Below are 14,981 nucleotides of genomic sequence, written 5' to 3' on the forward strand. Positions count from 1 at the left end.
TCAGGCACGATTTAATGGACTATGGGAAGGAGTGAAAATGACAGATGTGGAATCGGTAGTCATTGTTGATGAAATCAAGACGTCTAGCAACGACTACACAATAGGCCGTTTAACGCTTAACAAGCCAAAGGCATTAAATGCATTGGATTTGGAAATGGCTAGCATCATGCTTGACGCGCTTCAGCGATGGCAGTCTCGCAACGATATCGTAGCTGTTGTGATCGATGCTGCTGGCGAGAAGGCATTTTGCGCCGGTGGTGACATAGTGTCTATGTACAAATCGATGGTGGAAGCTAATGGGCAAATTCCAGCTTTCTTAGAAACATTTTTCGAAACTGAGTACACGCTAGATTATACTATTCACAATTACAGTAAGCCTATTGTTGTATGGGGCAGTGGTATTGTTATGGGCGGTGGCATGGGGCTTCTATGCGGTGCAAGCCATCGAATAGTAACCGAAACCTCTCGTCTTGCTATGCCGGAAATTACGATAGGTTTGTACCCGGACGTAGGCGGTAGCTATTTTCTACCTCGCTTACCAGGTAAAGCAGGTCTCTTCCTAGGTCTAACAGGCGGCCAAATGAATGGCTCCGATGCTTGCTTTGTAGGGCTTGCAGACAGTTTGCTGGCGAGTACAGAAAAAGACACTTTGCTTAATACCCTCGTAGAATACACGTGGGAAAAGACCGACAGCGAAAGTTTGGCTTCTAGTGTTTCGCACATTATCGACACAATGAAAACGCCAGAAGAATTTCCCAATGGCAACGTTGAGCCGAATATGGCACTTATTAATGACTTGTGTTCGGCTGACAATGTTACCGACGTAGTTCATGCCATTCTTAACGCAGACATGAGTGAGAATAAGTGGTTACAGAGAGCGCAAAGCACTCTAGCCAAAGGTTCTCCTATCACTATGCATTTGGTGTTCGAGCAATGTAAGAAAGGTGCGAATATGACGTTGGCTGACTGTTTTAGAATGGAAGCTGATATGTCCTGTCGATGTGGAGAAAGTGGTGAGTTCCAAGAGGGGGTAAGAGCGCTTTTGATTGATAAAGACATGTCACCACAGTGGAAATACAAAACAGTAGATGAAGTGCCGCAAAGCGCAATAGCACATTTCTTCACTTCTCCATGGGCTGAAGAGCAACATCCATTGGCAAAGTTGTAGTGTAAAAGTTCTCCAAATAAGCACGAAAGCGCCCAGTATTAGTGTTAACTCGGCGTGTGATGTTGTTACGCTTATTGCCGTAAAGGTGTCGGGTTTGATATCCTTTACGGCAAATTCTCAGTAAAAAGAACCTGTCATGTGGCACTGCCCACTTTGTAAACTCCCTATCTCATTACATACAACGCCTATTCGCTGCGAAAATAACCATACCTTCGATAAAGCGAAATCTGGTTACGTTAACCTTTTGCCCGTTCAATTTAAAAAATCGAAACTTCCGGGTGACGACAAAGCAATGGTGAGAGCCAGAAGGGAATTCCATCAATTAAATGCCTATAAGCCGTTGAAAGATAAATTAGTGACGCTGGTGGAAAAGGTACTAAATGAAACGACAACCAATGAAGAAGCATCAAAGAATGCCATAAAGGTTTATGACGCGGGTTGTGGTGAGGGGAGTTACTTGGATGCGATGGTACAAGGACTTTCAGCGAGTGGTTTAAAGGTTGAAGGAGCAGGTAGCGATATCGCCAAAATCGCAGTAGAGCTGGCAGCTAAAGCGTACAAACAAGCACAGTTCGTTGTTGCTAGCAGTTTCGATTTACCCCTAAGCGGTAACTCGCAAGATGTGATGATTCAGGTTTTCGCACCTGGGAGTAATGAAGAATATGTGAGGGCTCTTAAAAACAATGGCCTTTTAGTGACGGTCGATCCTGCGCCTGAACACCTGTTTGAGCTTAAACAGCAGGTGTACGACAATCCAAGACAGCATGAAATCGACAACCAAGAACGAGATGGGCTTACACGGGTTTGCAATGAATGCTTTTCCTTTCCTATCCATTTCGAAAGCGAAGAACATGCGCTGGCACTTATCAGAATGACGCCGTTTTACTGGAAACTGCCAAACGGCAAAATCGATGAGATTGTTGAAACGTTGAAAAGCGTAACCGCAGACTTCCATATTCAGCTATGGCAAAAAACACCACAGTAATATCTAAAGTGGATTACCCATCGGATTCAATGGTGGGTAGACATCCACACCTCTAGCTAGATGGCCTGAAACTATAGTCTTTATTAGTTTGCGTCCTTAACACAGTGTGTTGCGAGAACCCGTTTGGGCCGGTATTTCGTAATGTGCTGGTTTTCTAGATTATTTATGCAAAACAATTAGATGAGTGGTTATGCGTAACTCATATTGGGTGGTTGTACATAACACCGAAGCGCTTAACGGCAGACTTTCCTTAGTCTGCCGCCAGAATTTTAATTTTGTGTTGAGAATCGTGATAGGTGTTTAATAGCCTGACTTAATAAATCGACATTTAGCGCTTCTTTGCTGCGCTTGCCGGTCGCCATGTCGCTTATTTCATAGCTGCCGTTACTAAGTACGTCAGTACGTTTATTGTCATGGAACACAACAATGCGTTCACCAGAGGTGCTAACTAGCCATGGTCTTGAAGGAGAAAGTAAGCTTTGGCCAGTAGAATAAAACGTAGCAGGGGCGTTACATCCCAATGCTCCTAAAATGGTAGGCGCTAAATCTTCCGTGCTGGCTAAGCTAGCATTCAGTTTAAGGGTACTGTACAGCGTGCCTTTGCCACTTTCGCTACCAAAGCCAGTTGCAACAATCACATCGTGTTTACGCGCTAACGTGTTTTTCACATAGCTTTCGATATCAGCACTCTTCAAAAACGCAATATGCAAACCATCATGATTGTTGCTCAGTGGTTGCAAATATCCCGCTAATTGAGGCAACGGCAACGCTTCATCGCTGTGAATAGAGACCGGCATGCCAGACCCCAATGGAAGTGCTAATAACACCGGACGCTTTTGAGATAAAGCGTCTTGGTATATTTCGGGAACACCAAATAGCGTAGTAGTCATTAAGCCTTCTATGCTGCTGGCCGTCGAATAGTAATTGGCTACTTTGTTTAAGGTGTTGCGCTTAATGTTACTTAAGTCCACCACCTGTTCGTTATCAGTCTGGACAACCACGGTTAAGTTTCTATTAGTTTCAATAGAACAATAAACAGGCTCGGCTGGGTAAGTGATATTGTGAATATCAGGGTTGAACTGAAGTTGTTTTCTTTCTTCATAAGCCGCTAAGTCAAGCAAGCCATAACGCGACATAGTCGTTTTAGCAGTCGCAGGATAAGAAAGCGGAAACATGTTGTCCTGCTTAATGATAGGTTGATACAACTTGGCATCAGCCCACACGTGTATAGCGTGACTGGTAACAAAACAGCTGACAAAAAATGTAGTAACAGGGATGCCCACTTTATGGCGAGTGAAGCGTTCAACACGTTTCCAGATTGCATTGGCTAAGACCAGCTGGAAGCCAAGCCAAACGATAAACAGAAGAAATAAAAATGCCCACTGTTGCCAGCTTTCTATCGCCATTGTTGACTGAGCTTCACTGCGCAGTAAGTCAGCGGCGTGAAAGCTAATATGGAAGCCTGTGCGATTAAATAGCAACGCATCGAAAGCCAAGAGCGCTAGCCCCACAGCTGCAATAATAGACGCGCTGACCTTTATGACTCTGGGGTTGTTAACCAAATAGCAAAGAGGGAGGATAAAAATAACAAAGCCAAAAAAGGTCATAAAACCAATATGACCGAACCAGTTGGCTAGAAGATACAAGGTGCCGACACCTGTGCCAGGCATAGGTGATGAAAAAACAAAAATCGAGGCAATAACTATGGCGATGATAATGTTCGCCAAGGCAAACCAATGCCCCCAATTTACCAGTTTAGTAACACGCTGGCGACGAGGTGATTCGGCAAGTATCATGCAATCCCTTAGCTATTTTTAACGCTTTTCTTGAGTACGTCGGCAAACTGCGTTGCCATGGCTTCGCGATTTTCAGGGGCTACCTGAGTATTTAAAATGTGCGTAATGACATTTCCTAACACCATAAGTGAAAGATCGCGGTTTGCACCGCCTTCTTCAAGGGTTAGAATAACGTTATTCATTAGCGTTTCGAATTCGTCGTTGCTATAGCGGCTCTGTTGGGGCATTGCTACGCCTCTTTTTTATGATTTCTTTGATAAAAAGAATGGTTTTACACGTAAAATGATTATAATCGTTGTTTGAGTGAGTACAATCATTCATTCTAAAATCCCGCAATTCTTTGGATATTTCTGACACTTTTTAAGCAACAGGACACCCGATACTCTATGAGTGCACTGATTCATCACTTTGTTGTACATCGTTTGATTGTAAACAAAGAAGAGAAAATTGAAGCAATTCCACGTGACAACTGCTTAGCTGTTACTCCGGAAATCGAGCTTCTTGCCCATCAAATAAACCACAGTTTCAATGCTAAACCTGGAAAAGGGGTTGGCCACTTCGTGACGGAAGTTACCTGTGAAGCAAAAGTGGAAAACGAAGAAGGCGAAGCGACTACGCAAAAGAGCACCGAGAACGTAGCAGAGTTCGCGGAAGGCCTTAAGCAATACATGGATATTCAAAAAGCGGCGGGTGATAACGTTGAAGATGCATTCCATTCGTTTTCGGTATCAGCGACCAATCGCTTAGTTCGCACTTTGGCAGAAACGGGTACGGTTGAGACCGGTTTTCTTATTTTCTGCCAGTATGAGTATTTAGCCACACAGTATTTGATGATTGCATTGTTAAATACCCGCTCGCACGTTGAAGTGACAAACTCTTTGGATCTTTCTGCGCGTGAACACTTAGATTTAGCAAAAATGCAGCTCGCTGTACGTTTCGATTTAACCCAGTGGGATATTCAGCCAGAACAGCAGCGCTACGTTAGCTTTATTAAAGGTAGAATGGGGCGAAAGGTATCTGACTTCTTTATGCAGTTTGTAGGCTGTGAAGAGCTGGTTGATGTTAAACAGCAAAACAAACAATTGATCTCTTCAGTTGATGCCTACCTTGCCAGTGAGTCTCTAGACCCGCAAGAACAACATCAGCATAGAGAAGAAGTTAAATCGTACTTTAAAGAAAAGATTGATGCAGGCGAAAGTTTATCGGTAGATGAACTGGCGAACCGACTTCCTCAAAATGAAGAGACCAGCAGCAACTTTTCTGCGTTTACTCAGTCTATGGAAGTACCGCTTGAGAAAGAAATTCAGCCAGACCCTGCGGCGCTAAAACAGCTTGCTAAATTTACCGGTCAGGGCGGTGGAATATCGCTTAGCTTCGAACGCAAACTAATGGGCGATCGGGTATTTTACGACCCAGCTACGGATACGCTAACAATCCGTGGAATTCCACCTAATTTAAAAGATCAGCTTAATCGCCAATCTTCAATGGACTAGTCGCTGCGAAGCAAAGATAAAAAACGTATACTAGTTAGTAGAATATAAACTCGATTCAAGGGTGTTATGCAATTATTTGTAAATGATTTGACAGTGATGGACTTCTCTTACCTTTGCCCAAAACGCGGCATGGTAGGGGAAAGCTGGATTGTCGATGTGATTTTGGACGGTGAGCTCAACGAAGAGAGCATGGTTCAAGACTTTGGTCACGTGAAAAAGAACTTAAAGCGACTAATCGACGAATATGTTGATCACAAGTTGCTTGTACCTGCTGAATACAGCGGTTCAGAGGTTATTCACGACGACGATTCTGAACAGGTAGAAGCGCGCTTTACCTGCATTGATGGGCGTAGCATCATGCTACATTGCCCCGCTGAAGCTTATGCATTTGTTTATTCTGATGAGATAAACATGGAATCTGTTGGCGTTTACTTAAAAGAAGTATTGGCGACTCATCTTCCAGAAAACGTTGAAAACATTACGCTGCATTTACGTGAGGAAGTCATTAATTCTCCGTATTATCACTATACCCACGGGCTTAAAAAGCACGACGGTAATTGTCAGCGCATAGCGCACGGTCACCGTTCGCGTATTGATATTATCCTTGACGGCAAAGTGTGTGTTGAAAGTCAGCAGTATTGGGCTGACCGTTGGGCCGACATCTATATAGCAACCCGTGAAGACGAAATAGCGTACAGCGACAGAAAGCTTAAAGGTCAAGTTTCAAATGAAGCGGATTACTACTGTTTTGCTTACGAGTCGTCACAGGGCTATTTTGAACTATTAATTCCTAAGTCAGAGTGTGAAGTCATCGAAACCGACTCAACAGTTGAGTGTTTGGCGCAGTATCTGCTTGAAGAGCAGAAGAAACGCACGCCTGACGGCGTTTGCCAAGTTATCGCTTATGAGGGCGTAGGTAAAGGCGCCACAGTAAAGGGTTAACATTTGACGACAGCTCGTTATAGGGAAAGGAAACAACTATGGCATTCACGCTTTCAAGAAACGCATTGCATAGCGCAGTATCTCGTGTAATGAGTTGTGTAGTGGCAATTAGCACAGTTGCCTCTATGCCATTTGCTTACGCAGATGTAGAGTTAAACGGCCAAAAAGAAGCGTTATCTAGTCAAGAGCAAGTAAACGTAGTGTTGAACGGTAAGTTTACGCAAGGTGCCTTACTGCGCGGGCAAGCTCCCGCTGGGGCCGAAGTAACGCTTAATGGCGAAACTGTTCAAACCAACAAAGACGGAAAATTTGTTGTTGGCTTTGAACGGGAAGCGCCACTGCATCAAACGTTGGTAGTAAAATTAGACAACGGCCAAAAGTGGCAGCGAGACATTACCCTTGAAAAACGCGAATACAACATTCAGCGAATTGACGGGCTAGAGCAAAAAATGGTTTCTCCGCCAGCAGAAGTGACGGCGCGTATTAAGCAAGACAATATCAACGTAGCTAACGCGCGAAGCGGTAATACTGATTTAGATGCATTATTCACCCGGTTTGAGTGGCCTGCGAAAGGCGTTATTTCCGGTGTTTACGGTAGTCAGCGCATTCTAAATGGCGTGCCGAAATGGCCGCATTATGGTTTGGACATCGCCAATGAAACGGGCACGCCTGTGTATGCACCTGTTGATGGTGTGGTAACAATGGCTGATGATCTCTATTATTCGGGTAACACCTTGATTCTCGACCACGGCATGCGCGTGTTTTCAACGTTTCTTCATATGGATACTATTACGGTAGAAGTGGGTGAAACCGTTAAGCAAGGCGAGCAGATTGGAACGATAGGTTCAACAGGGCGCTCTACAGGCCCGCATCTGGATTGGCGTATTAATTTGGGCAACACTCGTTTAGACCCACAGACTATCATTTCGGGGTCTCCCGAAGAGTAACCATTAATTTGATTTAGTTTTAACAGTCATAAAGAAAAAGGCGCTTTCAGGTAAACTCTCAAAGCGCCTTTTTAGTTTTTACGCTACAGGGCGGAGTTATTTCCCCAGCCACTGATTAAGCTTTTCTTCATCAGTGATTTCAAAGTAAGCCATTTCTTTTCTTGCCTGAGTTACCTCAAGAGGCAGGGTTAGAAGCCGCCCGTCTCGAATAAGCGTTAACTCCACCTGCGACGTTTGGGCATTATCTAATAGGCGCTGAAGCTTCTGGGCATTGACGATATGACCGTCTAACCCAATGATGACATCGTTTAAAAGAACACCTGCCTTCATTGCGGCAAGACCCTCAAATACCTGTAATACAGTAAGTCCGAAGGTAGCTGGCTTTAACGTGGCGCCAAGCTGATTTTTAATAGCAGGCAGCGAGGAGGCACCGCCTTTATCTTCACCTGACACGCGAGCACGAACCGCATAGTTAACGCCCATTTCAGATACTAACGAAGCCAATTCTACATCGTCTGTGCCATACACCACGCGATTTAAGTATTCTGAAACATCAATGCCAAAATGCGTTGTACATAGATTTTGGATCACGTCATCAGGCGTACCTTTTTCATCCACGCCATAGTGTTTCCACAATAACTGCATCAAGGTATCTAAATTCACTTGTTCGTTTGACTGCTTACGAAGGAGTAAATCTAACCCAAGGGCGATAATGCCTCCCTTGGTGTAATAACTTACGATATTGTTAGTAGCGCTCGCATCTTGCTTATAGAATTTTGTCCATGCGTCGAAACTACTTTCAGCTGCACTTTGTTTAAAGCGTCCAGCGTTTTGCAAAAGTCGACTGACATTTTGCGCAACAATATCGAGGTATTTCTGTGGTTCAATAACGCCGGCTCTAGCAAGGGTGACGTCATCATAGAAACTGGTAAAGCCTTCATAAATCCACAGCTGATCCGTGTATGTTTCTTGAGATAAGTCTGGTTTCACCATTACGCTAGGTTTAATGCGCTTAACATGCCATGTGTGGAAAAATTCATGGCTGCACAGACTTAAGAACGTAATGTAGCTGTCGGTTTTTTTCTCACTTTCACCAACTTGAGGAAGGTCGAAGCGAGGGTAAAGAAGGGCAGTAGAATACTTATGCTCTAAACCGCCGAACCCATTGTCGGCAAGCAGCGTCATAAACAGGTAGTTATTAATAGGTTGTGGAGCACCAAACAAATTTAGGTGGTGCTTGCAAATTGGCGTTAAGTCATTTGCTATGCGCTCATAATCAATATTGTTGTTACCTGAGAAAAGTAACGTAAACGTAATGCCGTCAACCTCAAAGCTGTGAGTGTCTGCAATGCCCACATAAATGGGATGATCAATGAGCTCATCGTAATTTTTTTCAACGAAGTGCCACCGAGACGGGCTTGTACTTTCACAACGAGAAGGCATTGACGTATAAGCCTTCCAATTCGAGGTTGCAGAATCGCTGTCGTTCAGCTCAATGTCCACCTCACACGGCACATTCTCGAAGCCGGAAACGTTTAGAAACGCACTGGTTCCATTTATAAACGCATATTGGTCGTTCATAAAAGCAGAGCGAATAGATAAGTCGTTGGCATAAACCGAGTAAACGACCGTACATGGTTTTCCATCTGTGTCTACACGCCAAGTTTGTTTATCGAGCTTAGTTACCGAAAGGCTATAAACGCTTCTATCGCCAACATTTTCAGTACTATGACCTTCAGAAGTGTTTGCAGTTAGCTCGATAATGCTTTTTGCAAAATCGCGCACCATGTAGCTTCCCGGGATCCAGCTTGGAAGGCTAAGCTCAATTGATGAGCCAGAATGCTCAGGTATTTGCAGCGCGATAGTAAATTGATGGGCACGCCAATTGGAAATAGTTAACGTATAGCGAAGAGCAGAGGTCATAAACGTCCGAAAAGATAAGCAAAACTATCCCTCAACTATATCAACCTATTGAGTTAATCCCAATAGATTGCCTGCTACTAAGGGGCAATTTTTACGTTTATTGAACATGGTTTTCAATCGTAGTATTGATAAGTTTTTGTTTGATGCGTACATTGAGTTAAATGACATTAAATCCAGCAATAACAAATACAAATGGCTGAAAAAATACAAAGCAATTTACTAAGCGAAGATAATTTGGAATCGTTGCGTACGCTGGTACCCGGCGATACAGTAGATTTACAAATTGCTATGCCTGCAGCGCCAAAGCGTGTGAAGACTGACTACATAGGCATGCTTATTGATGAATGTTTGCTTTTTCATATTCCAACATCGGCGAAGTGGATTACCGTTAGGGATGCTCTGACTGTTGGCAACGATATCGTGGTGCGTTCTGTGCTTGAGGGCGATACTGGCCAGGTTATTGCGTTTAAAGTGAAAGTACTCAAATTGCTTTCAAAGCCATCAGGCTTACTTATTACAACCTTTCCAAAACGTATTGAAAGTATAGGACTTCGCGCTGTAAAGCGTGCTCAACTTGGCGTTTCAGTAACGTTAGAAGCTGACGTTTATCCCAGTGACGAAAACGTAACGGGGATCATCATAGATTTAAGTGAAAAAGGGTGCAAAGTAGCGTTACAGGTCAAGCCAAATTGGCCGGTAATGCTCGATGAAGCTGAGGTTAAGCTAAACTATTCGTTGGACGGTAAAGAAGTAGCGCTTACTGCAAAAGTTAAAAATCATAAGCTTGATAGTGATGTGGTTTATTATGGGCTCGCCTTTACCTGTGAAGAAAAATTGATAAAAACGCTGTTGTCCCGACACACATTGTTAACGTAGGAAAACAATAGTTGGGTGCTCTTTAGATAAAAATCAAAATAACAGGCTAAGGGGATTTACATGAGAAGCATTGAGCGACTTTTAATGCAGTATGGTGAGAGCCACCAAAATAAAACTAACATTATCATTCATGCTATAGCCGTACCCAGCATCTATTTCGTAACGATAGGTTTGCTGTGGAGTTTGCCGGTGCCTTATGTGATTGCGCAATTCGATATTACATGGGCGCATATCATAGCGGTTCCCGTATTGTATTATTATTTTATGTTGTCTGGTCCGATTGGGGCTGCAATGACCCTCTTAACTATACTGTGTTTCGGTGCAGTTAATACCCTAGACCACTTCAGTATCTCAGTATGGTTATTTTCTCTTGTACTGTTTGTCGTTATGTGGATTTTGCAGTTTATTGGCCATCATATCGAGGGCAAAAAGCCTTCGTTTTTTGACGATTTGCGCTTCTTGCTGGTTGGCCCAGCCTGGTGGTGGGTGCACTGGCTGAAAAGAATGAATATCAGTTACTGAGCGTAATCAGCGAATTGATATAGCCAAAACATGTCTAATTTCAAGATTTTGCCCTGCGACAAGAAGCATAAGGGGCACGACCAAGGCGCTTGGGTCGTGGCAAGGCTTGCGTATAATCTTCTTATAAGTTTTTAAATTGGTAATATTGTGAGTCGCTTTCAGCGTGTAATAGAAAGTAATGAACGTTTATTTTGGACATTGCACAGTGCAGGCTGGGCAGGGTTCGCAATAATTTATTACATCGGATCTTTTCTCCATGATGTTCGACCCATTTGGGTTTTCATCATCATGCTTAATGCCTATGCAGGATGGTTGCTAACCATTCCGCTTCGCTACATCTATCGATGGGCAAGAAAGCAATCACCGCTCAACATGATCATCATAGTGATTGTGTCGTGCTACTTAATTGCTTTGCTATGGGCCGTGGTAAAAAACATTAACTACTGGGAAATCTACAAGCACGGATATCGCCCAGACGAATGGTATATGTATTTTACCAACACTATTAACTCGCTAATAATGGTGGGGTGTTGGAGTGGTGTGTACTTTGGCATCAAGAACTTCCAAATGCTTCAAAAAGAGAAGCAGAACGCGCTAAAGGCGAGTACCATGGCGCACCAAGCTCACATAAAGATGTTGCGCTATCAACTCAACCCGCATTTTCTCTTCAATACGCTTAACGCTATCTCAACCCTTATTCTTTTAAAAGAGAACGACACAGCAGAAGCGATGGTGTCGCGTTTGAGTGACTTTCTACGTTATTCATTAGACAACGACCCGATAAAGCGAGTACCGCTAGGTCAGGAAATAAAGGCATTACGACTCTATCTAGAGATAGAGAAGGTACGTTTTGACGATCGTCTAGAAGTACTATGGGACATCGATGAAGGGTGTGAAAGTGCACTTGTGCCGAGCATGATCTTGCAGCCCATTATTGAAAACTCAATAAAGCACGCCATATCTAAGATGGAAAATGGTGGTCGTATAGCGATTACGGCACGTACATTTGGCAATGATTTGTTAATGGATGTTGCCGATAACGGCCCTGGTGCAGATATCAAAGACGGAACACTTAGTCGAGAAAACGGCGTAGGCCTAGCCAATATAAAAGAGCGTTTGCAATCCCTCTATCATCGTAATTTTGCATTCTCTATAGAACACAATCAGCCTTCAGGCGTGCGAGTTAGAATACGCATTCCCTATGAAGTTAAGGACGTATAACATGACAAAGCAAGTGATTAAAACCATTGTAGTGGACGACGAACCTTTAGCACGCAAGGGCCTTCGTGCCAGGTTAGAGCGTCATGATGATGTGCAGGTGCTTGCAGAGTGTCAGAACGGCCTAGAGGCTGTAAGTAGCATTTCTCAACATCGTCCAGATTTGGTGTTTTTAGATATTCAAATGCCCGGTTTAAACGGCTTTCAGGTTATTCATAAGTTGCGCGAACTGAAACAGCCCATTCCCATGATCGTTTTCGTAACTGCTTATGACAGCTACGCAATAAAAGCATTTGACGTGCATGCTTTAGATTATCTGTTAAAGCCAGCAGACGACGAGCGCTTAGGTGCGGCGTTAAACAAAGTACGTGAATATTACTCAACTCAACATCAAGATGAGCAGTCACAAAAATTGGTAAGCCTTGTTGCTGAACTTACAGGCGATGATTGCGAAGAGATTTTACGCAAGTTAGCTAATGGTGAGCCGGTTGAAACCAATCCATACCCAGATGTATTGGCTATTAAAGATGGCTCAGAAGTAACGCGCGTAAACGTTCAAGACATTCAATGGATTGATGCTGCAGGTGATTATATGTGCGTTCACGCACTGGATGGCATGCATATAATGCGCAAAACCATGAAAGAACTTGAGCAGGAACTAAACCCACAGTTCTTTGTTCGAGTGCACCGTTCAGCTATTGCTAATATCCGTTTTGTTAAAAAGTTAGTGAGCCATATTAGTGGCGAATATCATTTAATACTTCAAAATGATACAGAACTTAAAGTGAGTCGCAGTCATCGTGATAAAGTGAAAGCGGCAATGAAGATGTAAAGAAGCTTGAGCATGAAGTACTAAAAGGCGGTGTTTTATTATAAAGCACCGCCTTTTTTGTTTTTACAATCTATAAATGTTTCAAATTAAACAGCGTCTGAACCATCTTACTTAGTTGCAGCTGTACCTTTCGTTCATTAGGGTACGCATAGCGTCAACCCGGGCTTGATTGAGGGGCTTTGTTTCTTCCCAAGTTTTGGGTAGGGGGACGGTAATAGGGCGCTGATTAACTTCACCAACCATTATGTTGGTGACGTCGCTTCCTACTAAGCTTATGGCGAATTCACCAAGAGTAGTGGCGAGTAGTCGGTCCTGTGCTACCGGCGAGCCGCCACGTTGGACATGTCCCAAGGTTACTGGCCTAACGTCGTTGATATTGTGATACTGCAAAGCTTCGGTTAATCCTGTTAAGCCATTAGGCCAAACGTTTTCAGCTACTACAACAATAAAACTGACGGGCCCTTTCAAAGCACGCTGCGCTTTTATCTGGTTTACGATCTTTTTGATTTCAGTCTCAGCGGATTCAAAAAACTCAGGAACAACCACATAGTCAGCAGCCGCGGAAAGGGCACCATTTAATGCTAAAAAGCCAGCATTGCGACCCATTACTTCTACAAGGAAAATACGTTCGAAGGCATCAGCTGTATCACGAACTTTATCGATAGAACTCATGGCGGTATCTATTGCGGTAAAGTAGCCTATAGTCGCATCAGTACCCGCTATATCGTTATCAATGGTTCCCGGAATACCAAGAATCTGGCCATCCCATAGTTCGCTCAACTTTGCTGCGCCGCGAAAAGATCCGTCACCACCGATTACAATAAGTGTGTCGATCTCGGCCTGTCTCAAGTTATCAGCCGCTTTGATAAGCCCTTCACGATTTTTAAATTCTTTACACCTTGCGCTGTGCAGTATGGTGCCACCTTGCTGGATAAGATTGTGCGTTGAATCAAGAGATAGAGGAATAAACTCTTGCTGTAGTAATCCATTGTAGCCGTGCTTGTAGCCAAGCAAGGTAAAATTAGCTTTCTGACACGCAATAATTGCGGCACGTATACATGCATTCATACCTGGGGCGTCGCCACCAGAGGTTAAAATTGCGACACGTTTTGACACATTAAAGTCCTTCTTTTTACAGGCAATGCCATTAAAGTAGAGTAAAGGCTGTGCAACGTAAAGTTCTCTGTTGCGGATATTTATTGCGTAATATCAAAGTAAAATTCAATTTTTCGGTACACAGCAATAAGCGTTTTTACTTGTCACGACGTAACTAACGTAAAAAAGGAAATACTATGCGTTCATTGTTGGTTGTTGTCTTTATTATTTTTCTTACTTCATGCAGTTCTAAGCTGGCATATAACAACCTGGATTGGTGGGTGTATTGGTACATGGACGACTACATCGAGCTTAAAGATGAGCAAGAGGAGAAGTTTGATGCGCATTTACAAAATTGGTTGAGCTGGCACAAGAAGAGTGAACTTACTCGTTATAAAGCGCAATTAGAGGATATAAAAAAGCAGATTCAGAATGACACCCTTAATTCGAGTATTGTTTATAACAACCTTGAGCTAGCTAGATCGCATTGGGAGCGCGTACGAGACGAGGTCAGTCCTGAATTAGCGGCTATTGCTAAAACACTCGATGATGAGCAAGTTGTCACCCTATTTGCGGCATTAGAAAAAGACAATAAAGAAGAAGAGGAAGAGCGACAAGAGGCGCTGGAAAAGTCTGAAGCAAAGAGACTTAAAGATAGAATTGAGCGAATACAAGAAACAATAAGTGAGCGTATTGGAGATCTAAGTAAAGAGCAAAAACAAATTGTTAGCACCTACGCGCAACAGTTTATTTCTACAGGTGACGCTTGGATAACGTATCGCAGAAACATTCAAAATGCGGCAAGAAAGTTATTCGTTTCGCGCAAGCAAAACGAAAGGTTTGAGCAAGAGTTGGTGGCTCTCATGCAAAATCCGGATAATTATAAAAGCGATGTGTACAAGCAAAGTAGTGCTCATAATATGACTGTGACAGCAACGCTACTGGCCGAGATATTTTCAACTCTTTCAGAGAAACAGCGTCAAACACTGATTGAAAACGTGGATGAGCTAATCGAAACAGTTGATAATTTTATGGATTAGTTAGTAATACTTTGGCCTCGCTGGTTAAAATTTCGAACAGTAAAAAAAGAGACTGTAACTAATTTTGTGTAACTGCCTATCTCAATTTACTCTATAGAGAGTTAAGGATAGGCAGATGAACATGAATAAGAAAGAGCTTGAAGC

General features: G+C 43.2%; 14 protein-coding genes. 10 read left to right on the forward strand and 4 right to left on the reverse strand.

The genetic code is table 11. The annotated features are described in order from the left end of the window. The first annotated feature begins 37 nt into the window (after nucleotides 1-37). Both MHM99_RS17355 and MHM99_RS17360 read left to right on the forward strand, forming a co-directional pair. The gene (locus tag MHM99_RS17355) at nucleotides 38-1,168 is read left to right on the forward strand and encodes an enoyl-CoA hydratase/isomerase family protein (RefSeq protein ID WP_049586236.1); all 1,131 of its coding nucleotides are present in this window, start codon (nucleotides 38-40) and stop codon (nucleotides 1,166-1,168) included. Nucleotides 1,169-1,304: 136 nt separating this feature from the next. Continuing rightward, entirely contained in the window at nucleotides 1,305-2,153 is an 849-nt protein-coding gene (locus MHM99_RS17360; RefSeq protein WP_049586238.1) for a putative RNA methyltransferase, read from the forward strand. A gap of 269 nt (nucleotides 2,154-2,422) precedes the next feature. Here MHM99_RS17360 and MHM99_RS17365 read toward each other — a convergent pair whose 3' ends face one another. Both MHM99_RS17365 and MHM99_RS17370 read right to left on the reverse strand, forming a co-directional pair. After that, nucleotides 2,423-3,949 carry a DUF3413 domain-containing protein gene (locus MHM99_RS17365; protein ID WP_039227748.1) on the reverse strand — a complete coding sequence of 509 codons (1,527 nt, stop codon included), beginning with the start codon at nucleotides 3,947-3,949 and terminating at the stop codon, nucleotides 2,423-2,425. 8 nt (nucleotides 3,950-3,957) lie between these two features. After that, nucleotides 3,958-4,176, reverse strand: coding sequence for a DUF1414 domain-containing protein (locus MHM99_RS17370; RefSeq protein ID WP_014949499.1), 219 nt, complete (start codon nucleotides 4,174-4,176; stop codon nucleotides 3,958-3,960). Between the two features lie 159 nt (nucleotides 4,177-4,335). On the opposite strand from MHM99_RS17370, the gene yejK reads away from it, so the two are divergent. The 3 genes from yejK (at nucleotide 4,336) to MHM99_RS17385 (ending at nucleotide 7,331) form a co-directional block, all read left to right on the forward strand. After that, complete coding sequence (yejK, locus tag MHM99_RS17375) at nucleotides 4,336-5,442, forward strand: nucleoid-associated protein YejK (protein WP_239220221.1); 1,107 nt, start codon at nucleotides 4,336-4,338, stop codon at nucleotides 5,440-5,442. A 66-nt stretch (nucleotides 5,443-5,508) separates the two neighbouring features. Beyond that, nucleotides 5,509-6,384 (forward strand): 6-carboxytetrahydropterin synthase, encoded by an 876-nt coding sequence (locus MHM99_RS17380; RefSeq protein ID WP_049586240.1) that lies wholly within the window; start codon nucleotides 5,509-5,511, stop codon nucleotides 6,382-6,384. Nucleotides 6,385-6,422: 38 nt separating this feature from the next. Then, on the forward strand, nucleotides 6,423-7,331 hold the full coding sequence (locus tag MHM99_RS17385) for a M23 family metallopeptidase (RefSeq protein ID WP_049586241.1): 909 nt from the start codon (nucleotides 6,423-6,425) through the stop codon (nucleotides 7,329-7,331). Nucleotides 7,332-7,427: 96 nt separating this feature from the next. Here MHM99_RS17385 and MHM99_RS17390 read toward each other — a convergent pair whose 3' ends face one another. After that, complete coding sequence (locus tag MHM99_RS17390) at nucleotides 7,428-9,254, reverse strand: PDZ domain-containing protein (protein ID WP_049586243.1); 1,827 nt, start codon at nucleotides 9,252-9,254, stop codon at nucleotides 7,428-7,430. A 192-nt stretch (nucleotides 9,255-9,446) separates the two neighbouring features. Here MHM99_RS17390 and MHM99_RS17395 point away from each other — a divergent pair, with 192 nt between their 5' ends. The 4 genes from MHM99_RS17395 (at nucleotide 9,447) to MHM99_RS17410 (ending at nucleotide 12,702) form a co-directional block, all read left to right on the forward strand. After that, the gene (locus MHM99_RS17395; protein ID WP_014949504.1) at nucleotides 9,447-10,130 is read left to right on the forward strand and encodes a PilZ domain-containing protein; all 684 of its coding nucleotides are present in this window, start codon (nucleotides 9,447-9,449) and stop codon (nucleotides 10,128-10,130) included. Nucleotides 10,131-10,190: 60 nt separating this feature from the next. Next, entirely contained in the window at nucleotides 10,191-10,652 is a 462-nt protein-coding gene (locus MHM99_RS17400) for an Mpo1-like protein (RefSeq protein ID WP_049586244.1), read from the forward strand. 147 nt (nucleotides 10,653-10,799) lie between these two features. Next, nucleotides 10,800-11,873: a histidine kinase gene (locus MHM99_RS17405; protein ID WP_014949506.1), complete on the forward strand. Its 1,074-nt coding sequence runs from the start codon at nucleotides 10,800-10,802 to the stop codon at nucleotides 11,871-11,873. A 1-nt stretch (nucleotide 11,874) separates the two neighbouring features. Further along, a complete protein-coding gene (locus MHM99_RS17410) occupies nucleotides 11,875-12,702 on the forward strand; it encodes a LytTR family DNA-binding domain-containing protein (protein WP_014949507.1) in 828 nt (275 codons plus the stop codon). A gap of 111 nt (nucleotides 12,703-12,813) precedes the next feature. Here MHM99_RS17410 and MHM99_RS17415 read toward each other — a convergent pair whose 3' ends face one another. Next, complete coding sequence (locus MHM99_RS17415) at nucleotides 12,814-13,818, reverse strand: ATP-dependent 6-phosphofructokinase (protein WP_049586246.1); 1,005 nt, start codon at nucleotides 13,816-13,818, stop codon at nucleotides 12,814-12,816. A 176-nt stretch (nucleotides 13,819-13,994) separates the two neighbouring features. Between MHM99_RS17415 and MHM99_RS17420 the strand changes: the two genes are divergently transcribed. Further along, nucleotides 13,995-14,837 (forward strand): DUF6279 family lipoprotein, encoded by an 843-nt coding sequence (locus tag MHM99_RS17420; RefSeq protein ID WP_049586248.1) that lies wholly within the window; start codon nucleotides 13,995-13,997, stop codon nucleotides 14,835-14,837. Nucleotides 14,838-14,981: the final 144 nt, after the last annotated feature.

Origin of the sequence: Alteromonas sp. MmMcT2-2 (assembly GCF_022348305.1) — a bacterium.
GTDB classification, from domain to species: domain Bacteria; phylum Pseudomonadota; class Gammaproteobacteria; order Enterobacterales; family Alteromonadaceae; genus Alteromonas; species Alteromonas macleodii.